Source organism: Streptomyces sp. 4F14, from assembly GCF_048159485.1.
In the GTDB taxonomy this organism is placed as follows: domain Bacteria; phylum Actinomycetota; class Actinomycetes; order Streptomycetales; family Streptomycetaceae; genus Streptomyces.
On the sequence record NZ_JBLRVY010000034.1, the window covers coordinates 12996 to 33599 of the forward strand.

17 protein-coding genes are annotated in these 20604 nt (G+C 70.0%); 9 read left to right on the forward strand and 8 right to left on the reverse strand.

What is annotated here, in order from left to right:
- Positions 1-27 precede the first annotated feature (27 nt).
- The gene (locus tag ACLZOT_RS40915) at positions 28-1317 is read right to left on the reverse strand and encodes a citrate synthase (protein ID WP_055723033.1); all 1290 of its coding nucleotides are present in this window, start codon (positions 1315-1317) and stop codon (positions 28-30) included.
- 261 nt (positions 1318-1578) lie between these two features.
- The gene (locus ACLZOT_RS40920; protein ID WP_416974279.1) at positions 1579-3828 is read right to left on the reverse strand and encodes an ATP-dependent RecD-like DNA helicase; all 2250 of its coding nucleotides are present in this window, start codon (positions 3826-3828) and stop codon (positions 1579-1581) included.
- A gap of 548 nt (positions 3829-4376) precedes the next feature.
- Between ACLZOT_RS40920 and ACLZOT_RS40925 the strand changes: the two genes are divergently transcribed.
- Positions 4377-5606 (forward strand): mannosyltransferase family protein, encoded by a 1230-nt coding sequence (locus ACLZOT_RS40925; protein ID WP_416974280.1) that lies wholly within the window; start codon positions 4377-4379, stop codon positions 5604-5606.
- A 603-nt stretch (positions 5607-6209) separates the two neighbouring features.
- Here the strand turns inward: ACLZOT_RS40925 and ACLZOT_RS40930 are convergent.
- The 3 genes from ACLZOT_RS40930 to ACLZOT_RS40940 all read right to left on the reverse strand — a co-directional run bounded on the left by ACLZOT_RS40930 (position 6210) and on the right by ACLZOT_RS40940 (position 9796).
- Positions 6210-8444 (reverse strand): heavy metal translocating P-type ATPase, encoded by a 2235-nt coding sequence (locus ACLZOT_RS40930; RefSeq protein ID WP_416974281.1) that lies wholly within the window; start codon positions 8442-8444, stop codon positions 6210-6212.
- Between the two features lie 91 nt (positions 8445-8535).
- Positions 8536-8766: a heavy-metal-associated domain-containing protein gene (locus ACLZOT_RS40935; RefSeq protein WP_416974282.1), complete on the reverse strand. Its 231-nt coding sequence runs from the start codon at positions 8764-8766 to the stop codon at positions 8536-8538.
- A gap of 79 nt (positions 8767-8845) precedes the next feature.
- On the reverse strand, positions 8846-9796 hold the full coding sequence (locus ACLZOT_RS40940) for a PrsW family intramembrane metalloprotease (RefSeq protein WP_416974283.1): 951 nt from the start codon (positions 9794-9796) through the stop codon (positions 8846-8848).
- A gap of 620 nt (positions 9797-10416) precedes the next feature.
- Between ACLZOT_RS40940 and ACLZOT_RS40945 the strand changes: the two genes are divergently transcribed.
- Positions 10417-11460 carry a zinc-dependent alcohol dehydrogenase family protein gene (locus tag ACLZOT_RS40945; RefSeq protein WP_416974284.1) on the forward strand — a complete coding sequence of 348 codons (1044 nt, stop codon included), beginning with the start codon at positions 10417-10419 and terminating at the stop codon, positions 11458-11460.
- Positions 11461-11470: 10 nt separating this feature from the next.
- Here ACLZOT_RS40945 and ACLZOT_RS40950 read toward each other — a convergent pair whose 3' ends face one another.
- Together ACLZOT_RS40950 and ACLZOT_RS40955 are read right to left on the reverse strand one after the other, a co-directional pair.
- On the reverse strand, positions 11471-11671 hold the full coding sequence (locus ACLZOT_RS40950; protein WP_416974285.1) for a helix-turn-helix transcriptional regulator: 201 nt from the start codon (positions 11669-11671) through the stop codon (positions 11471-11473).
- Positions 11672-11850: 179 nt separating this feature from the next.
- Complete coding sequence (locus tag ACLZOT_RS40955) at positions 11851-12768, reverse strand: sugar phosphate isomerase/epimerase family protein (protein ID WP_416974286.1); 918 nt, start codon at positions 12766-12768, stop codon at positions 11851-11853.
- A gap of 143 nt (positions 12769-12911) precedes the next feature.
- Between ACLZOT_RS40955 and iolC the strand changes: the two genes are divergently transcribed.
- The 5 genes from iolC to mmsA are packed head-to-tail and all read left to right on the forward strand — an operon-like array spanning position 12912 to position 19073.
- A complete protein-coding gene (gene iolC, locus ACLZOT_RS40960; protein ID WP_416974287.1) occupies positions 12912-13976 on the forward strand; it encodes a 5-dehydro-2-deoxygluconokinase in 1065 nt (354 codons plus the stop codon).
- Entirely contained in the window at positions 13973-14863 is an 891-nt protein-coding gene (locus ACLZOT_RS40965; protein ID WP_416974288.1) for a deoxyribose-phosphate aldolase, read from the forward strand. The genes iolC and ACLZOT_RS40965 overlap by 4 nt, the downstream gene beginning before the upstream one ends.
- A gap of 7 nt (positions 14864-14870) precedes the next feature.
- Positions 14871-15683 carry a 5-deoxy-glucuronate isomerase gene (gene iolB, locus ACLZOT_RS40970; RefSeq protein ID WP_416974289.1) on the forward strand — a complete coding sequence of 271 codons (813 nt, stop codon included), beginning with the start codon at positions 14871-14873 and terminating at the stop codon, positions 15681-15683.
- Positions 15680-17548: a 3D-(3,5/4)-trihydroxycyclohexane-1,2-dione acylhydrolase (decyclizing) gene (iolD, locus tag ACLZOT_RS40975; protein WP_416974290.1), complete on the forward strand. Its 1869-nt coding sequence runs from the start codon at positions 15680-15682 to the stop codon at positions 17546-17548. Before iolB ends, iolD begins: the two co-directional genes overlap by 4 nt.
- 22 nt (positions 17549-17570) lie before the next feature.
- Positions 17571-19073, forward strand: coding sequence for a CoA-acylating methylmalonate-semialdehyde dehydrogenase (gene mmsA, locus ACLZOT_RS40980; RefSeq protein WP_416974291.1), 1503 nt, complete (start codon positions 17571-17573; stop codon positions 19071-19073).
- Between the two features lie 36 nt (positions 19074-19109).
- Here mmsA and ACLZOT_RS40985 read toward each other — a convergent pair whose 3' ends face one another.
- Positions 19110-19436, reverse strand: coding sequence for a hypothetical protein (locus ACLZOT_RS40985; RefSeq protein ID WP_416974292.1), 327 nt, complete (start codon positions 19434-19436; stop codon positions 19110-19112).
- A gap of 137 nt (positions 19437-19573) precedes the next feature.
- Here ACLZOT_RS40985 and ACLZOT_RS40990 point away from each other — a divergent pair, with 137 nt between their 5' ends.
- The gene (locus ACLZOT_RS40990; protein ID WP_416974293.1) at positions 19574-20422 is read left to right on the forward strand and encodes a DUF5753 domain-containing protein; all 849 of its coding nucleotides are present in this window, start codon (positions 19574-19576) and stop codon (positions 20420-20422) included.
- On the forward strand, positions 20401-20604 hold the full coding sequence (locus ACLZOT_RS40995) for a DUF397 domain-containing protein (RefSeq protein WP_416974294.1): 204 nt from the start codon (positions 20401-20403) through the stop codon (positions 20602-20604). Before ACLZOT_RS40990 ends, ACLZOT_RS40995 begins: the two co-directional genes overlap by 22 nt.

The window sequence follows — 20604 nt, forward strand, 5'->3', positions numbered from 1 at the left end:
CCGAACCTACAACTCACGCCGAAGGCGTCAGCGCTCCTCGACGGGAACGAAGTCCCGCTCCACAACACCCGTGTAGATCTGCCGCGGACGCCCGATACGCGACCCCGGCTCCTTGATCATCTCGTGCCACTGAGCGATCCACCCCGGCAACCGCCCCAGCGCGAACAGCACCGTGAACATCTCCGTCGGGAAGCCCATGGCCCGGTAGATCAGCCCGGTGTAGAAGTCGACGTTGGGGTACAGGCTCCGCGACACGAAGTAGTCGTCGGAGAGCGCGTGCTCCTCCAGCTTGAGCGCGATGTCGAGCAGCTCGTCGGACTTGCCCAGCGCGGACAGCACATCGTGCGCCGCAGCCTTGATGATCTTCGCGCGGGGGTCGAAGTTCTTGTAGACCCGGTGCCCGAAGCCCATCAGCCGGACGCCGTCCTCCTTGTTCTTCACCTTGCGGATGAAGGAGTCGACGTCACCACCGCTCGCCTGGATGCCTTCGAGCATCTCCAGGACGGACTGGTTGGCGCCACCGTGCAGCGGCCCCCACAGCGCGTTGATGCCCGCGGAGATGGACGCGAACATGTTCGCCTGCGACGACCCGACAAGACGAACCGTGGAGGTCGAACAGTTCTGCTCGTGGTCGGCGTGCAGAATCAGCAGCTTGTCGAGCGCCGCGACGACGACCGGGTCGAGGTCGTAGTCCTGCGCCGGCACGGAGAACGTCATCCGCAGGAAGTTCTCGACGTACCCGAGGTCGTTGCGCGGGTAGACGAAGGGATGCCCGACGGACTTCTTGTACGCGTACGCCGCGATCGTCGGAAGCTTCGCGAGCAACCGGATCGTCGAGAGGTTGCGCTGCTTCTCGTCGAACGGATTGTGGCTGTCCTGGTAGAACGTCGACAGCGCGGACACGACCGACGACAGCATCGCCATCGGGTGCGCGTCGCGCGGGAACCCCTTGTAGAAGTTCTTGACGTCCTCGTGCAGCAGCGTGTGCTGAGTGATGTCGCTCTTGAACACGGCGAGCTCGTCGACGGTCGGCAGCTCACCGTTGATCAGCAGGTAGGCCACCTCCAGGAACGTGGAGCGCTCGGCCAGCTGCTCGATCGGGTAACCCCGATAGCGCAGAATGCCCGCCTCGCCGTCGAGGTAGGTGACCGCGGATTTGTACGCGGCGGTGTTGCCGTAGCCGCTGTCGAGTGTCACGAGACCGGTCTGGGCGCGGAGCTTCCCGATGTCGAAGCCCTTGTCACCGACGGTGCTGTCGATCACCGGGTAGGTGTACTCGCCGTCGCCGTACCGCAGTACTACAGAGTTGTCGCTCACGTCTTCCCTCACCGACGTTGTGCCTCATCTTCGAGGTTGCCCTGACTGTCTCTACCATCCCCCATTTGGCGCAGGAGAGTGCACTCGGGGTCGGCCATCGGGCGTGTCGGCGGCACTCAGTGCCGCCAACTTGTTCATCCTGCCGCCTTTATTCCGGTTCCGGAAGTGCTCTGTGACCTTCGTGACTCATTTGATCGATCATTTTTTCCCACGACTTCACAGGGTAGGCGTGCGAGGGGTCATGCCCTCCGGTGCGCCCGCTCACCCGTTCGCCAGTCTGAAGTCCAGCGCCGTGCACCGCCTCCCGGCGGAGACCGTCCGGACGGCCTGCCCGATCGCCTTGCGCGACCCCACGAGCACGACCAGCCGCTTCGCCCGCGTGACGGCCGTATACAGCAGGTTCCGCTGGAGCATCATCCATGCCCCCGTCGTGACGGGAATCACAACCGCGGGATACTCGCTGCCCTGCGACCGGTGGATGGTGACGGCGTACGCGTGCGCCAGTTCGTCCAGCTCGTCGAAGTCGTACGGCACCTCCTCGTCCTCGTCCGTCAGCACCGTGAGGCTCTGTTCCACCGGGTCGAGTGAGGTGATGACACCGACCGTCCCGTTGAAGACCCCGTTCGCCCCCTTGTCGTAGTTGTTGCGCACCTGCGTGACCTTGTCCCCGACCCGGAACACCCGCCCACCGACACGCCGTTCGGGTACGTCGGGCCGGCCGGGCGTGATCACCTGCTGGAGCAGCCCGTTGAGGTTCCCGGCCCCCGCGGGCCCCCGGTGCATGGGCGCCAGGACCTGTACGTCGCGCCGCGGATCGAGCCCGAACTTGGCCGGTATCCGCCGCGCGGCCACGTCCACCGCGAGCTTCCCCGCCTCCTCGGTGTCGTCCTCCACGAACAGGAAGAAGTCCTTCATCCCGTCGGTCACCGGATGCTCCCCGGCGTTGATGCGGTGCGCGTTGGTCACCACCCCCGACTGCTGGGCCTGCCGGAACACGCGCGTGAGGCGCACCGCCGGCACCGGCCCGCCCTCGGCGAGCAGATCCCGCAGCACCTCGCCCGCGCCCACGCTGGGCAACTGGTCGACGTCCCCCACGAACAGCAGGTGCGCGCCCGGGGGCACCGCCTTCACCAGCTTGTTCGCGAGCAGCAGGTCCAGCATCGACGCCTCGTCGACGACGACCAGGTCCGCGTCCAGCGGACGGTCCCGGTCGTACGCCGCGTCCCCGCCCGGCTTCAGTTCGAGCAGCCGGTGGACGGTGGACGCCTCCGCGCCGGTCAGCTCCGCGAGCCGCTTCGCCGCGCGCCCGGTCGGCGCGGCCAGCAGTACCTTCGCCTTCTTCGCGCGCGCCAGCTCCACGATCGACCGCACGGTGAACGACTTCCCGCACCCCGGCCCGCCCGTCAGCACCGCGACCTTCTCGCTCAGCGCGAGCCGGACGGCCGCCTCCTGCTCGGGCGCCAGCTCCGCGCCCGTACGCCGCTTCAGCCACTCCAGCGCCTTGTCCCAGACGACGTCCCGGAAGCCCGGCATCCGGTCCTCGTCGGTGCGCAGCAGCCGCAGCACCTGCCCGGCGAGGGACAGTTCGGCGCGGTGGAACGGCACCAGGTAGACGGCCGTCACCGGCTCCCCGTCCGGACCGGGGACCTTCTCGCGGACGACGCCCGGGTCCTCGCCGTCCTCGGGGGGTGCCGCCAGTTCCGCCAGGCACTCGATGACGAGCCCGGTGTCGACCTGGAGGAGCTTCACCGCGTCCGCGATGAGGCGCTCCTCGGGGAGGTAGCAGTTGCCCTGGTCGGCGGATTGCGACAGGGCGTACTGGAGGCCCGCCTTCACGCGCTCGGGGCTGTCGTGCGGGATGCCGACGGACTGGGCGATCTTGTCGGCGGTGAGGAAACCGATGCCCCAGACGTCGGCGGCGAGGCGGTAGGGCTGGTTCTTGACGACGGAGATCGAGGCGTCGCCGTACTTCTTGTAGATGCGCACCGCGATGGACGTCGACACCTCGACGGTCTGGAGGAAGAGCATGACCTCCTTGATCGCCTTCTGCTCCTCCCAGGCGTCGGCGATCTTCTTCGTCCGCTTCGGGCCGAGGCCCGGCACCTCGATCAGGCGCTTCGGCTCCTCCTCGATGATCCTGAGGGTGTCGACGCCGAAGTGCTGGGTGATGCGGTCGGCGAAGACCGGGCCGATGCCCTTGACCAGGCCGGAGCCCAGATAGCGCCGGATGCCCTGGACGGTCGCGGGCAGGACGGTCGTGTAGTTCTCGACGGTGAACTGCTTGCCGTACTGCGGGTGGGAGCCCCAGCGGCCCTCCATCCGCAGCGACTCCCCGACCTGCGCGCCGAGGAGCGCGCCGACGACCGTGAGAAGATCACCGGCGCCTCTGCCGGTGTCCACGCGCGCGATCGTGTAGCCGTTCTCCTCGTTCGCGTACGTGATGCGCTCCAGCACGCCTTCGAGGGTCGTCACCTGCCGCTGACCCGAAGAGTTCCCCACCTGACCGGACATGATCCGAAGGTACCGCCCGGGTCTGACAACGGGGTGTGAACGAGTGGTTCCGGGCCGTCCGGAAAAGCGACCGATCAGTATCGGAACGAGGCTCACTTTTCACCATCAATTCACAACCGGGATCGAAGCTTTACACTTCAAGTAACCTGACGGACTATTTCCTCGATCATTCGCGTGAGATGATCGAACATCTCATCGCGAGGACGCGAAAGAATGCCGCGCCGCCCCCGCGATATCCGGTTCCTGGAGACCCCCCACCGTTCCACGCCCGGAGCTGCCGTCATGCCGTCGCACCCGATCAGAGCCCTTCTTCTCGGCTCGTGCGCTGCCGCCTCGCTGTTACTCCTCGCGGTCGCGCTGGTGATTCCGGCGGGTCACCCCAGCGTGCCCCGCCCCTATTCCCCACCGAATGCGAGCCCGCTCGGACTTCCCCCCGGACACCGCCTGCCGCCCCCGGATTCCCGCCCCTATCCGAGCCCGGGACCCGGCTGACCACCCCTCAATTCCCGCCCGGCGCATTCCCGAAGAAAGAATTGCGAACTCCCGCCATGCCGCCCACCCCCCTCCCGCTGCCGGCCCGGGGCCCCCTCCCGCCCGAGGTGCGCGCCCCCGAGCCGCCCCCGCACACGGACCCCTGGAACAGCCGCCCCCGCCTCACCCGATGGCACCGCGCCGCCCGCGCGGCCCGCTTCCCCCTCGCCGTGTACGGGGTCTCCCTCGTCCTGCACCTCGTCCTGCTCGCCCTCCTGAACCCGCCCGGCGACCAGAGCGTGCACGACCGGCTGATCGCCTGGGACGGGCAGTGGTTCCTGGACATAGCGCGCAACGGCTACCCCCACGACTTCGCGATCACGCAGAACGGCCTCCAGGGCGGCACCCTGGCCTTCTTCCCGGCGTACCCGCTCCTCGTCCGTACGGTCCACACGCTGACGTTCCTGGACTACGACACGGCCGGCCTGGTCGCCGCGCACCTCGCGCTCATAGCCGCGCTGATATGCCTGCACCGCCTCCTCCTGGACCTCTACGACCGCCGTACGGCCCACATCGCGACCTTCCTCGTCGCCTGCGCCCAGCCCATGGCGCTCGTCTTCCTGATGTCCTACAGCGAGTCCCTGTTCCTCGCGTTCGCGGCGGCGGCCCTCCTGGCGATCCACCGCAAGGCATGGCTGACGGCCGGCGCCCTGATCCTCCTCGCCGGTCTCACCCGCCCCGTCGCGGTGGCCCTCATGGCCGCCCTGGGCGTCGCCGTGGTCCTCCACTTCCGCCGCGAGGGCCGTATCACCTGGCGCCCCCTCACGGCCCTCCTGCTCTCCTACTGCGGCGTCCCCGCGTACGTCCTGTGGGTCGCCCTGCGCACCGGCGAGGCGGACGCCTGGTTCGAGATCCAGGAAGCGGGCTGGGGCACCCGCTGGGACAACGGCAGCGCCTTCTTCGGCTTTCTGGGCGACACCTTCACGAAATCGGACGGCTGGGTCCCGGTCAGCACGGCCCTCCTGCTCCTGGCCCTGATCGCGGCCACCGCAGCGGCCTGGCGCGACCGCGTCTGGCCCCCACTCGCGGTCTACGGCACGGTCGTCCTCGTGATCACCCTCGGCCAGAGCAACTTCTACCACTCGAAGCTGCGCCTCCTGATCCCGGCGCTGATCTTCGTCATCCCGGTGTCCCGAGCCCTCGCGCGCGTACGCACCAGCACGGCGATCACCGCACTGGCCGCGGCGGCCCTCTTCGGCTCCTGGTACGGCGCGTACATGCTGACGGTGTGGCACTTCGCGATCTAGGCCCGCGTCGGCGAAAACGCCCCCGGACAGCAGAAGGCGCCCTGGCGCCGGTCCCCCCACGGGCCGACGTCCAGGGCGCCTTCCCATGTCCCGGTGCGGATTCCCCCCACGGGATCCGGCCGGGCGTTTCGGAGGACAGCGCCTGAATCGCTGTGCTGTGTACTGCATATGCGGTTGTGCGTGAGCGGAACGAGCAAAAGTCGCCGCACCGTCAGGGTCTGCGATCTGCCGGGACGCGCACGCTGGGAGGGCCGCTCAAAGCTTCCCGTTGTACGTGTCCCGGCAACGCATCTCCGGGGAGGTCCCCCAAGACATCCCCAGATGCCAGTCGGCGCCCCCCAAGACGCTTCCTGACACCGTCAACTTAGACCTTCGAACCCCTTCGATGGTTACGTTCACATCACTGTGATCTGTGTCTCTCGCGCATGTCCCGTTTGGTGTGCGAGTGACCGGATACGGCGACCGGGGCTCTCGCGTGGTGAAGATGCGCGAGCCTTGTGAAGAGCTTATGTGAGGCGCTGCCCGGACTCCAGGGGGATTGTCATATCCGGTTGTATCAAATTGAACAACTTCACTGTAACCTCTGGTAACTCCCTCCGGTCTTCAGCGGAACGTACGCAGCCGGAGGCTGTTCGTGACGACGAACACCGAGGAGAAGGCCATCGCGGCCCCGGCGATCATCGGATTGAGCAGCCCGGCCGCGGCGAGCGGCAGCGCGGCGACGTTGTAGCCGAACGCCCACACGAGGTTGCCCTTGATGATCGAGAGGGTCCTGCGGGAGAGCCGGATCGCGTCGGCGGCGACGCGCAGGTCCCCGCGCACGAGCGTCAGGTCACCGGCTTCGATGGCCGCGTCGGTCCCGGTCCCCATCGCGAGCCCGAGGTCGGCCTGCGCGAGCGCGGCGGCGTCGTTGACCCCGTCCCCGACCATCGCGACGACCCGCCCCTGCCCCTGGAGCCGCTGGACGGCGGCCACCTTGTCCTCGGGCAGCACCTCGGAGACCACCTCGTCGATCCCGACCTGCGCGGCGACGGAGGCGGCGACGACCCGGTTGTCCCCGGTGAGCAGTACCGGCGTGAGCCCGAGCCCGCGCAGCGCGCGCACGGCGTCCGCGCTGGTCTCCTTCACGGCGTCCGCGACGGAGAGTACGCCCCGGGCCCGCCCGCCCCACCCGACGACGACGGCGGTACGGCCCGCGCGCTCGGCCTCGTCCCGGACCCGGGCCAGCTCCTCGGGCACCTCCTCGAAGAGTCGCCCGGCGACCACCTCCAGGCCGTCCACACGGCCCCGTACGCCCCTCCCGGGCACGTTCTCGAACCCGGACACCTCGGGCAGCTCCCCGACCCGCTCAGCGGCCCCTGAGGCGATGGCCCGGGCGACGGGGTGCTCGGAGGCGTGCTCCAGGGCCCCCGCGAGCCGCAGCACCTGCTCCTCGTCGGTCCCCTCGCCGGCGTACACGTCCTGGAGCGTCATCCGGCCCGTCGTCACGGTCCCGGTCTTGTCCAGGACGACCGTGTCCACGCGCCGGGTCGACTCCAGCACCTCGGGCCCCTTGATGAGGATCCCGAGCTGGGCGCCCCGACCGGTGCCCACGAGCAGCGCGGTCGGCGTCGCGAGCCCCAGCGCGCACGGGCAGGCGATGATCAGGACGGCGACGGCGGCGGTGAACGCGGCCACCGTGTCACCGGTCGCCCCCAGCCACCCCCCGAAGGTCGCGGCGGCGATCAGCAGCACGGCCGGCACGAACACGCCGGAGATCCGGTCGGCCAGCCGCTGCACCTGCGCCTTCCCGCTCTGCGCGTCCTCCACGAGCCGCGCCATCCGCGCGAGCTGCGTGTCCGCGCCCACGCGCGTGGCCTCGACGACGAGCCGCCCCCCGGCGTTGACGGTCGCCCCGGTGACACCATCCCCGGGCCCGATGTCCACCGGCACGGACTCCCCGGTCAGCATCGACGCGTCCACGGCGGACGCCCCCTCGACGACCACCCCGTCGGTCGCGACCTTCTCCCCGGGCCGTACGACGAACCGGTCACCGGTTTTCAGGTCGCCGATCGGGACGCGTATCTCGCGCCCGTCGCGCAGGACGGCCACGTCCTTGGCGCCCAGTTCCATCAGCGCCCGCAGCGCGGCCCCGGAGCGCCTCTTCGCGCGCGCCTCCAGATACCGCCCGAGCAGCAGGAACGCGGTGACCCCGGCGGCCACCTCCAGGTACAGCGCGGACGACGCGCCCGCGCGCGAGACGGTCAGGTCGAAGCCGTGCCGCATCCCGGGCATCCCGGCGTCCCCGAAGAACAGCGCCCACAGGGACCAGCCGAACGCGGCGGCCGTACCGACCGACACCAGCGTGTCCATCGTCGAGGCGCCGTGCCGCAGGTTCGTCCAGGCGGCCTTGTGGAAGGGCCAGCCGCCCCAGACGACGACCGGCGCGGCGAGCGTGAGGGACAGCCACTGCCAGTTGTCGAACTGGAGCGACGGGATCATCGACAGGAGGATGACGGGCAGCGCGAGGGCGACGGACACCAGGAGGCGGTGGCGCAGGGCGCCGAGTTCCGGATCGTCGCCCTCAGGGGCGTCGGTGTCCGGAACGGGCTCCACGCGCGCGGGTTCCTCGGCGGTGTACCCGGTCTTGACGACGGTCTCGATCAGATCGGTCACCGCTACCCCCAGGGGGTAGGTGACCTTCGCTTTCTCGGTCGCGTAGTTGACGGTCGCCGCGACGCCGTCCATCCGGTTGAGCTTCTTCTCGATCCGGGCGGCGCAGGACGCGCAGGTCATGCCGCCGATGATCAGTTCGACCTCGGCCGTCTCCGGGGCCGCCGGTGCGTGCGTGCTGGACATCTCCGTGCTCCAGGAAGCGCGACGGGCCGTACCTGACCAGGTCGGTCCTACGGCCCGTCGGAGGGATGGGGGAGTGGCTCTCGGGCGGGTCTCAGACCCGGCCGACCAGCTCGAAGCCGGCCTCGTCGACGGCCGCGCGGACGGCCTCCTCGTCCAGCGCGGCGGCCGAGACGACCGTGACCTCGCCGGTGGAGGCGACGGCCTTCACCGAGCTGACGCCGTCGAGCTGGGAGATCTCACCGGAGACGGAGCCCTCGCAGTGGCCGCAGCTCATGCCGCTGACCTGGTAGACGGCGGTGACGGTGTCGGTAGGGGCGGTCATGTCGTTACTCCTCGGGAAGGCGTGGGGGAGCGGGGCCGGTTGGGGCCCACGGTGCTCCTTCTCCTCCGACTGTATACCCCTAGGGGGTATTTCTCCAAGAGGGGTCCCGGCGGGCCAGCGACCGTGCCCACGACAGCCCGAACAGCGCGACACAGGCCATCCCGCCGACCGAGAACAGCGTGAACAGGTGCGCCTGCTGCCGGGTCGCGTCCGCCAGGTACCCCACCTCGAACAGCTCACGCTCCAGGTTCACGCTCGTCAGCCGCGTGACCAGCCACACCGCGATCCCGTGCGTCGAGTCCCACACCGCGTGCAACAGCGACACGCCGAGGAACGCGCCCACCACCGGGCCGGCGATCCGGAAGCGCCCGTTCGGCATCCGGTACGACAGCAGCACGCCCCCGGCGATCGCCGTCCACAGCCCGTGCCCGAACGGCGCCAGCAGCCCTCTGAGGACCTCCGTCTCGACCAGCGCCCTCAGATCCACCCCCTGGGTCGACACGGCCGCGTTGAAGGCGTACCCGGCGCTCTCCAGGGCCGCGAACCCGAACCCGACGGTCGCCCCCAGCACCAGCCCCGCCCGCATCCCCCGCAGCCGCACCTGCCGCCGCAGCACCAGCATCAGCGCCCCGAGCTTCACACCCTCCTCGATCAGGCCCACGCCGACGAACATCCAGGCGGACGGATGCAGCAGGTACGTCTCCATCAGCGACGCCCCCAGCACCCCGAGCGTCCCCCCGGTCAGGAAGCACCCCAGCAGCACGCTCACCCCCAGATCCCGCCCGTGCCGCTCGTACGCCCACAGCACGAACGTCACCGGCACCAGGAAGCTCCCCAGCAGGATCAGCGTCGGCAGCAGCGTCGTGTTTCCCGTCGCGTACGTCGTGAGCGCCGTCAGCACCCACAGCGTCAGCCCACCCGCGAGCGCGTGCTTCCACAGCCCCTCGCGGATGCGCGGATACGTGGGCGGCGGCTGCTGCGGACCAGGAATACGCGCGCGGGGCGTACCGGGCGGCGGGGAGTGCGTCACAGAGGCCCCTCAGGAGGCGGGGAGGGTGGCTTTCGTCGCACTTTAGGGTGATGCGCTGGGCACCGCAGTCCGGGTGGGGCGCACGGGCTACCCACACGCGAGCGGGGAGGGACGGGAAGCACAGGGCACGCCCGATCGGGCCGCCGGGCCACCCCGAGCGGGCGCGAGGACCGGGCCGGCCGGCTCATCGCCGTGGGCGGCCGCCCCGCACGCAGTCGCGCAGGCGTGGCGGCGTCGCTCATCGGCCGGACGGGCTGCCCCGCACGCGGGCACGCAACCCGCGTCCGGGTCCCCGGGTCCGACGCCGGCGCGGGCCGGCCGAGCCACCCCGCGCCGGGGCCAGGCCCCCGCTCCCGCGATCCGCGCGACCGAGCCCGTCCCGCTCCTCCCGCGCGCGTGCCCGCAGACGGTCATGGTCGACGAGCTGGACGGCAAGGGTTTGCTCCTCCCGCGCGTGCCCGCAGACGCCCGCGTCCCCGCCGCCCACCTCGTTCGTCCCGCGCGCGTGCCCGCAGCCCCCGTACATCACCGACGGCACCCCCCGGCCCACCCGCGCGCATCCCGCCCTACCCCCTCACCCCCGCTTCCTGCATGATCGTCGGACCGGAAGGGAGCGCGACATGCGGGCAGTGGTCTTCGAGCGGTACGGCGAGCGGGCCGAGGTGCGGGAGGTGCCCGACCCGCGCGCGCGGGAGCACGGCGTCGTCGTCCGGGTGGAGGCCACCGGCCTGTGCCGTAGCGACTGGCACGGGTGGATGGGCCACGACCCGGACATAGCCCTCCCGCACGTGCCCGGGCACGAACTCGCCGGTGTCGTCGAGGAGACGGGCCCGTACGTCACCCGCTGGCGCGCGGGGGACCGCGTCACCGTCCCCTTCGTGTGCGGCTGCGGAAGCTGCCCCGCCTGCCAGGCCGGCGACCACCAGGTGTGCGAGCGCCAGACGCAGCCCGGCTTCACGCACTGGGGCTCCTTCGCGCAGTACGTCGCCCTGGACCACGCCGACGTCAACCTCGTCGCCGTCCCGGAGGACCTCTCGTACGCCACGGCGGCCTCCCTGGGCTGCCGGTTCGCGACGGCGTTCCGCGCGGTCGTGCAGCAGGGCCGCGTCGCGGCGGGGGAGTGGGTCGCCGTACACGGGTGCGGGGGCGTCGGCCTGTCGGCGGTGATGATCGCGGCGGCCTCGGGCGCGCGCGTGGTGGCCGTCGACGTCAGCCCGCGCGCGCTGGACCTCGCGAGGGCCTTCGGCGCGACGGAGTGCGTGGACGCGAGCACGCTCGACGACACGGCGGCGTACGTCCGTGACCTGACCGGCGGCGGCGCCCACCTCTCCCTGGACGCCCTCGGCTCCCCGGCGACCTGCGCGGCCTCGGTCAACTCCCTGCGCCGCAAGGGGCGTCACCTCCAGGTCGGCCTCCTCCCGTCCGACACCGGCACCACCCCCGTCCCGATGGCCCGCGTGATCGCCCTGGAACTGCGCCTGATCGGCAGCCACGGCATGGCCGCGCACACCTACCCGGAGATGCTGGAGGCGGTCCGTACGGGCCTGCTGCGCCCCGACAGGCTCGTCACCTCGACGATCGCCCTGGACGCCGTCCCCGGGGCCCTGGAGGCCATGGGAACGGCGCCTGGCGCGGGAGTGACGGTCATCGAACCGTGGACGTGACCCCGGGACCTCACTCGTCCCGGCGCGTCTGGCTCCGGGGTCTCGACGCGGCCCACGTCCGGACCGTGTCGGCGTACCAGAACGGCTTGCCTCCCTCGACGTGGTCCGGGGGCGGCAGGAGCCCGTGCTTGCGGTAGGAGCGGACGGTGTCCGGCTGGACGCGGATGTGGGCGGCGATGTCCTTGTAGGACCAGAGCTGACGGTCTGTCATGAGCTGCTGAACGACGCCGGGTGACCAGGGGGAAGCGCCGGTTGATCACGTGTGACCGGAAACCCGCGTACACGGGACATATGTGACATGGGTGAGGTGTTTGTGACACAGCTGACGAAAAATGTCCGAAACGCGCTCCCTGGGGGCGCGCGTTTCGGACACGGCAGACAGGCGACCCGCTACGCCCCGCAGGACCGCAGGAACGCCCGCGTCCGCTGGGCGATCGGCAGCGGCTTGTCCGGCGCGCACGGGTACATGTCCTGCTCGACGATCGCGAACAGGTCGACGTCCAGCTTCCCGGCGGCCTCAAGGACCGGTCCCAGCTCCGGCACCCCGGTCGGCGGCTCGCACATGACGCCCTGCGCGACGGCCGGCCCGAACGGCGTCCCCTTCGCGCGCACGTCGGCGAGGATCTCGGGGTCGACCTGCTTGAGGTGCAGGTACCCGATCCGCTCCCCGTACGTCTCGATCAGCTTGACGCTGTCGCCGCCGCAGTACGCGTAGTGCCCGGTGTCGAGGCACAGCGAGACCAGTGAGGAGTCGGTGCCGTCCAGGAACCGGACGACGTTCTCCTCGCTGTCGATGTGCGTGTCGGCGTGCGGGTGGACGACGATCTTCAGCCCGTACTCGTCCCGCACCCGCTCCCCGAGCCGCTCGGTCAGCGTGTTCAGGTTGCGCCACTGCTCCGGCGTCAGCGTGTCCGGCTCCAGGACCTCACCGGTCTTGTCGTCGCGCCAGAAGGACGGGATGACGACGAGGTGCTTCGCGCCCATCGCCTGCGCGAGGACGGCGTTGTCGGCGACGTGCGCCCAGGTCTTCTCCCAGACGGACTCACCGTGGTGCAGCCCCGTGAAGACCGTGCCGGCCGACACTTTCAGGCCACGCTCGGCGATCTCCCGCGTGAGGACCACGGGGTCGGTCGGCAGGTACCCGTACGGGCCCAGCTCGATCCACTCGTACCCGGACGCGGACACCTCGTCGAGGAACCGCTGCCAGGGCACCTGGGCGGGGTCGTCCGGGAACCAGACGCCCCAGCTGTCGGGGGCCGAACCGATCCGGATACGGGAGAGTGAGGGGGATGAGGACAACGTCGTCATGGCCGTCAGCGTGCGGTGTCCCCCGGAACGGTGTCAAGACCTGGTCCGAATGTCTGGACAAAGTATTGACAGGGCTCGGAGACCCGGACTAGAAAACGGTTGCGGAGCCGAATGCCGTGGAGAGCCGACGCGAAGGGAACCCGATGGCGTACGACCTGATCACCATGGGACGGATCGGAGTGGACCTCTATCCGCTCCAGACGGGCGTCCCACTCCCGCAGGTCACCTCGTTCGGGAAGTTCCTGGGCGGTTCGGCGACGAACGTCGCGGTCGCGGCGGCCCGCCTGGGCCGGCGTACGGCCGTGATCACCCGCACCGGCGACGACCCGTTCGGCACCTACCTCCACGAGGAGCTGCGCCGCTTCGGCGTCGACGACCGCTGGGTCACCCCGGTCGCCGGCCTGCCGACCCCGGTCACCTTCTGCGAGGTCTTCCCGCCGGACGACTTCCCCCTCTACTTCTACCGCCGCCCCAAGGCCCCGGACCTCGAACTCGACGCCCGAGACCTCGACTTGACGGCCCTTCAGGAAGCCCGCCTGTTCTGGGTGACGGGCACGGGCCTCAGCGAGGAGCCCAGCCGTACGGCGACCCTCGCGGCGCTCACCCACCGCGCGAAGGCCGGTACGACGGTCTTCGACCTCGACTGGCGCCCCATGTTCTGGTCCGACCCGGAGACCGCACGCCCCTTCTACACCGAGGCGTTGAAGCACACGACCGTCGCCGTCGGGAACCTCGACGAGGTAGAGGTCGCGACCGGCGTCCGTGAACCCCGGGCCGCAGCAAGGGCGTTGCTGGACGCGGGCGTCGAACTCGCCGTCGTCAAGCAGGGACCCAAGGGTGTCCTCGCGGTCAACAGCAAGGGCGAGGAGGCCGAGGTCCCGCCGCTGCCGGTGAACGTCCTCAACGGCCTCGGCGCGGGCGACGCCTTCGGCGGCTCCCTCTGCCACGGCCTCCTCGAAGGCTGGGACCTGGAGAAGATCATGCGCCACGCCAACGCGGCCGGCGCGATCGTCGCCTCCCGCCTGGAGTGCAGCTCGGCGATGCCGACAACCGCCGAGATCGAGGCGGCGGTCGAGGCGGGCGAGGTCACGCCGGAGATCTCGGGAGCGGCGGGCGCGGCGGTACAGACGGCGGCTCCCAGCACCGGCGCCTTGAACACACCTGGCACCGACGCCACCCCCAACACCCAGACCGGAGAGGGCCGATGAGCCCCGTAGCCGTGGACATCGGCGAGATCGTCCGCCTCCGCACCGAACGCCCCCAGGCGGTCGCCGAAGCGGCAGCGTCCCGCACCCGCCGCCCCCTCGTGAACGGCACCGGCCGCCTGATGATCGTCGCGGCCGACCACCCCGCGCGCGGCGCCCTCGGCGTCGGCGGCGACAAACTCGCCATGGCGAACCGCGCCGACCTCCTCGAACGGCTGTGCCTCGCGCTGAGCCGCCCCGGCGTGGACGGCGTCCTCGCGACCGCCGACATCCTCGACGACCTGCTGCTGCTCGGCGCCCTCGACGGCAAGGTCGTCATGGGCTCGATGAACCGGGGCGGCCTCCAGGGCTCGGTCTTCGAGATGGACGACCGCTTCACCGGCCACCGCGCCGAGGACATCGAGCGGTTGAACTTCGACGCGGGCAAACTCCTCCTGCGCATCGACTACGACGACCCGGGCTCCCTCACCACCCTGGAGACCACGGCCCGCGCGATCGACGACATGGCGGCCCGTCAACTCCCGCTGTTCGTCGAGCCGTTCATCAGCAGCCGCACTCCCGAGGGCAAGGTCAGGAACGACCTCTCGGCAGAAGCGGTCACCCGCTCGATCGCCATCGCCTCGGGCCTGGGCGGCACTTCGGCCTACACCTGGCTGAAGCTCCCCGTCACCGACAACCCCGACGACATGGCCCAGGTCATGGAGACGTCCACGCTCCCCGCCGTCCTGCTCGGCGGCGAGGTCGGCGGCGACCAGGACGGCGCGTACGAGAAGTGGCGCGGCGCCCTCCAACTCCCCACCGTCCGGGGCCTGGTGGTCGGCCGCTCGCTGCTCTACCCGGCGGACGGGGACGTCACCGCCGCCGTGGACACCGCCGTAGGACTGCTGTGAGGGCCGCATGAACAACGATCTCTACGTACCCAACGGCGCGTCCGCGCAAGGCGATTACGCGCTCCACATCGACCCGAAGAGTGCGGGTTGGGGTTACAGCGCACTGCGTATCGTCGAGTTGGGGCCGGACGGCACCCACACCTTCGAGACCGGGGACACGGAGTGGATCGTGCTCCCCCTCGAAGGCGGATGTACCGTGCAAACAGAGGGAAAACAGTTCCAACTCCTGGGCAGGGAGAGCGTTTTCGCGGGCGTCACCGACTTCGCGTACGTTCCCCGGGACGCCCAGGCAACGATCGCCTCCGGTGCGGGAGGCCGCTTCGCCCTGGCAGGAGCGAAGTGCGAGCGACGACTCCCCGCCCGCTACGGCCCCGCACCGGAGGTCCCCCTCGAAGCACGCGGCAGCGGCAACCGGCTGCGCCACGTCCGCAACTTCGCCTCGGCCGACGCCTTCGACTGCGACAAGCTGATCGCCGTCGAGGTCATCACCCCCGGCGGCAACTGGTCGTCGTACCCACCGCACAAGCACGACGAGCACCGGCCGGGCGAGGAAGCCGAGCTGGAGGAGATCTACTACTTCGAGATCGACGGCCCGCACGGCATCGGCTACCAGCGCGTGTCCCCCTCCCGCGAGGGCGGCGCGGACATCCTCGCTGAGGTCCGCTCGGGTGACGCCGTCCTCGTACCCGACGGCTGGCACGGCCCGTCGATCGCGCAGCCCGGCCACGACATGTACTACCTGAACGTCATGGCCGGACCGGGTGCCACCCGCGAATGGCGGATCTGCTTCCACCCGGACCACACGGAGGGTTACCGATGACCACCAGGCTCACAGTGGCCCAGGCGCTCGTACGCTTCCTGGCCGCGCAGTACACCGAACGCGACGGACAGCGGCAGCGGCTGATCAGCGCGACCTGGGGCATCTTCGGCCACGGCAACGTGGCGGGCCTCGGCCAGGCCCTACTTGAGTACGACACCCACATGCCGTACCTCCAGGGTCGTAACGAACAGTCGATGGTCCACGCGGCCGTCGGCTACGCCCGCCAGTCGAACCGGCTCTCCGCCCACGCGGTGACGACGTCGATCGGCCCCGGCGCCACGAACCTGGTGACGGGCGCCGCCCTCGCGACGGTGAACCACCTCCCGGTCCTCCTCCTCCCGGGCGACATCTTCGCGACCCGTGTCGCCGACCCGGTCCTCCAGCAGCTCGAAGTCCCGTACGCGGGCGACGTGTCGGTGAACGACGCGCTGCGCCCGGTGTCGAAGTACTTCGACCGCGTCACCCGCCCCGAGGCCCTCATCCCGGCCGCCCTCCAGGCGATGCGCGTCCTCACGGACCCGGTCGAGACCGGCGCCGTCACCCTCGCCCTCCCGCAGGACGTACAGGCCGAGGCGTACGACTGGCCGGACGAGTTCTTCGCCGACCGCGTCTGGACGGTACGACGCCCCGGCGCCGACCCCGTCGAACTGTCGGCGGCGATCGAGGCGATCCGGTCGTCCGCGCGCCCCCTGATCGTCGCGGGCGGCGGCGTCCACCACAGCCGCGCGGAGGAGGCGCTCGCATCCCTCGCGAGTACTACGGGTATCCCCGTGGCCTCCACGCAGGCCGGCAAGGGCTCCCTCTCCTACGACCACCCCCAGGACGTGGGCGGGATCGGCCACACCGGCACCGCCACCGCCGACGAACTCGCCCGCACAGCCGACCTGATCATCGGCGTCGGCACCCGCTACACCGACTTCACCACCGCCTCCAACACCCTCTTCAACACGGACGCCCGCTTCCTCAACCTCAACATCGCGGGGTACGACGCCCACAAGCTCGCCGGCCTCCCGCTGGTGGCGGACGCGCGCAGTGCGCTGACCGAGCTGGCCGTAGCTCTTGAGGACTACCGCGTTAGTACCGGCTACGTAGACGAGTACACGCAGGACAAGGAGCGCTGGGAGCAGCGCGTCGACGCGGCGTACGAGGCGACCGAGCAGGACGTGCGGCCGACTCAGACCCAGGTACTAGGGGTACTGGACGCCCTCTCCGACGACTCCGACATCGTCATCAACGCGGCCGGCTCCCTCCCCGGCGACCTGCACAAGCTGTGGCGGGCCCGCTCCAGGGACGGGTACCACCTGGAGTACGGGTACTCCTGTATGGGGTACGAGATCCCGGCGGCCATCGGTGTCAAGATCGCCGCTCCCGAGCGGAACGTCTGGGCTCTGGTCGGCGACGGCACGTACCTGATGATGCCGACCGAGATCGTCACCGCCGTACAGGAGGGCATCGCGATCAAGATGCTCCTCATCCAGAACCACGGGTACGCGTCCATCGGCGGCCTCTCCGAGGAGACCGGCGGCGAGCGGTACGGCACCGCCTACCGCTACCGCGCGCCCGACGGCACCTTCTCCGGTGCCCCCCTCCCCGTCGACCTCGCCGCCAACGTCGAGAGCCTCGGCATGCGCGTCCTGCGCGCCAAGACCGTCGGCGACCTGCGCGAGGCCCTCGCCGAGGCGCGCGCCGCCGACACCCCCACTTGTGTCTACGTCGAGACCGAAACGGCAGACACAGTGTCGGGAGCGCCCCCGGCGCAAGCCTGGTGGGATGTTCCCGTGGCCGAGACCGCGACCCGACCGTCCGCGGTCAAGGCCCGTGAGCAGTACGAACGGCACGTCGCCACCCGTCGCCGCCACCTCTGACCGAAAAAAGGAGCATCTGGTCATGACGAAGATCGTCAACCACTGGATCGGCGGCAAGACCGTCGAAGGCGCGTCGGGAACGTTCGGTCCGGTCACGGACCCGGCGACCGGCGCGGTCACCACGAAGGTCGCGTTCGCCACCGTCGACGAGGTCGACGCCGCCGTCGCCGCCGCGAAGGACGCGTACGTGTCCTGGGGCCAGTCCTCGCTGGCCAAGCGCACCGAGATCCTCTTCAAGTTCCGCGCGCTGCTCGACGCCAACCGCGACGCCATCGCCGAACTCATCACCGCCGAGCACGGCAAGGTCCACTCCGACGCGCTCGGCGAGGTCGCGCGCGGCCTGGAGATCGTCGACCTCGCGTGCGGGATCAACGTCCAGCTGAAGGGCGAGCTGTCGACGCAGGTCGCGAGCCGTGTCGACGTGGCCTCGATCCGCCAGCCGCTGGGCGTCGTAGCGGGGATCACCCCCTTCAACTTCCCTGCCATGGTGCCGATGTGGATGTTCCCCATCGCCATCGCGACCGGCAACACCTTCGTCCTCAAGCCGTCCGAGAAGGACCCGTCGGCGTCCCTCAAGATCGCCGAACTCCTCGCCGAGGCCGGCCTCCCGGACGGCGTCTTCAACGTCGTACACGGCGACAAGGTGGCGGTGGACCGCCTGTTGGAGCACCCGGACGTCAAGGCCGTCTCCTTCGTCGGCTCGACCCCGATCGCCCGCTACATCCACACCACCGCCTCCGCAAACGGCAAGCGGGTCCAGGCACTTGGCGGCGCGAAGAACCACATGCTGGTCCTCCCCGACGCGGACCTCGACGCGGCTGCGGACGCCGCTGTGTCCGCCGCGTACGGCTCCGCCGGTGAGCGCTGCATGGCCATCTCCGCTGTCGTGGCGGTCGGTTCGATCGGCGACGAGCTGGTCGAGAAGATCCGCGAGCGCGCCGAGAAGATCAAGATCGGCCCCGGCAACGACCCGACGTCCGAGATGGGCCCCCTCATCACGGCCGCGCACCGCGACAAGGTCGCCTCCTACGTCAAGGGCGCGGCGGCCGAGGGCGCCGAAGTCGTCCTGGACGGCAGCGACTTCACGGTCGAGGGCTTCGAGGACGGCCACTGGATCGGCATCTCGCTCCTCGACAAGGTCCCCACCACGGCCAAGGCGTACCAGGACGAGATCTTCGGCCCGGTCCTCACGGTCCTGCGCGTCGACACGTACGAAGAGGGCATCAACCTCATCAACGCGTCCCCCTTCGGCAACGGCACGGCGATCTTCACGCGTGACGGCGGCGCCGCCCGCCGCTTCCAACTGGAGGTCGAGGCAGGGATGGTGGGCGTCAACGTCCCGATCCCCGTCCCCGTCGGCTACCACAGCTTCGGCGGCTGGAAGGACTCCCTCTTCGGGGACCACCACATCTACGGCAACGACGGCACCCACTTCTACACCCGCGGCAAGGTCATCACGACCCGCTGGCCGGACCCCTCCGAGGGCCCGTCGGGCGTGGACCTGGGCTTCCCGCGCAACCACTGACCACCGCAGCTCGGCTGAACGACGCCCCGCTCACCCCTACTTGGGGCCGAGCGGGGCGTCGTCGTCCCCCTCGTCGTCGTCCCCCACACCGAGCCGCCGCCCCCTCGACTCCGCGACCCGCACGGTGTCCCGCAGACACTCCGACAACCGCTTCCCGGCGAACCGCACCTCCAGGAGGGGCGAGTTGGGGTCGTCCAGCACACTCCTGGCGTGCCCGAGCACCTCAACGGCGGTGTCCATCTGCATCGCCTCCATCTCATCGGCGAGCCGCGTGACGTGTCCCTTGCCGCTGGGGTCGGGGGAGAGGTAACAGGGCCGGCCGTCGAGGGTGGTCCAGGGGAGCAGGCGGAGTTTGGGGTCCATGGGGGTGCCTCCGGATATGGGGGGATTGACTGTTTGTGCCTCCATGGTTGCGGTGTGTCGCTAGCCTCGGGTAGGGGGCGGCTGTTTCCGCCCGCCGCTGAAACGACGCTCGGCTGAGGACGAAGGGGTCCGGCGACATGACCACTGACGCGAACGGCATCGAAGTCCCGTGCACTGCAAGGGAGTTGTACTCCAGGGAACTCCACCGGCAGCGCATTCTCGCGTGCCTGTCCTTCCAGCAGTTGGCGGACGTCGTCAACTACAGCAAGCCTCACGTGTACGGCATCGAGATGGGGACGCGCATGCCGTTGCCGCCGATCTCGGCGAAGTTCGACGTCGCGTTCGGAACGGAGTTCCTGTTTCAGGGCATGTACGAAACGATCCTCAAGGAGCAGCCGCAGAAGAGGTTCGACCACTGCCTGGAGCTTGAGGCGAAGGCGGTCCGCATCCAGGAGTTCAACTCGACCCTGGTGCCGGGCCTGTTGCAGACGGAGGCGTACATGCGGGCGCTGTTCCGCTGCAACAACCCGGAGGCGACGCCCGAGAAGATCGAGGACCTGATCGCGAAGCGCCTGAGCCGCCAGGAAGTGCTGCGCGGAGACAACCCGCCCGACTACTGGGTCATTCTCGACGAGGCGGTCCTGTGCCGTCCGGTGGGCGGCCTGTCGGTGATGCGTGACCAACTCGCAGTGCTCCTGCCCCTCATGAACACAGGGCGCACGACGATCCAGGTGATTCCTTTCAGCGCGGGTGAATACGTCTGCATGAACGGCACCCTCATCCTGCTGGCGGCCCCCGACGGCTCGACCACCGTGTACCACGAAGGCGGCGGCATCGGGGAGGCGTTCGACGATCGCGCAACGGTCGCCAGCCGCATCCGCGAGTACGATCACATGAAGGCGTGCGCGCTCTCACCGAAGGCGTCTACGACGTTGATCGAAGCGGCAATTGAAAGGTTCGACCGATGCGAGTCACCCCAGACCTGACCGCTGCTCAGTGGCGCAAGTCCACCTACAGCGGAGGCCAGGATGGAGACGCCTGCGTCGAAGTCGCCGACAACATCCCGAACCTCATCCCGGTCCGCGACAGCAAAACCCCCCACACCACCCCCCTCACCTTCACCCCCCACGCCTGGCAGACCTTCGTCACCGCCACCTCAGGCCGCTGA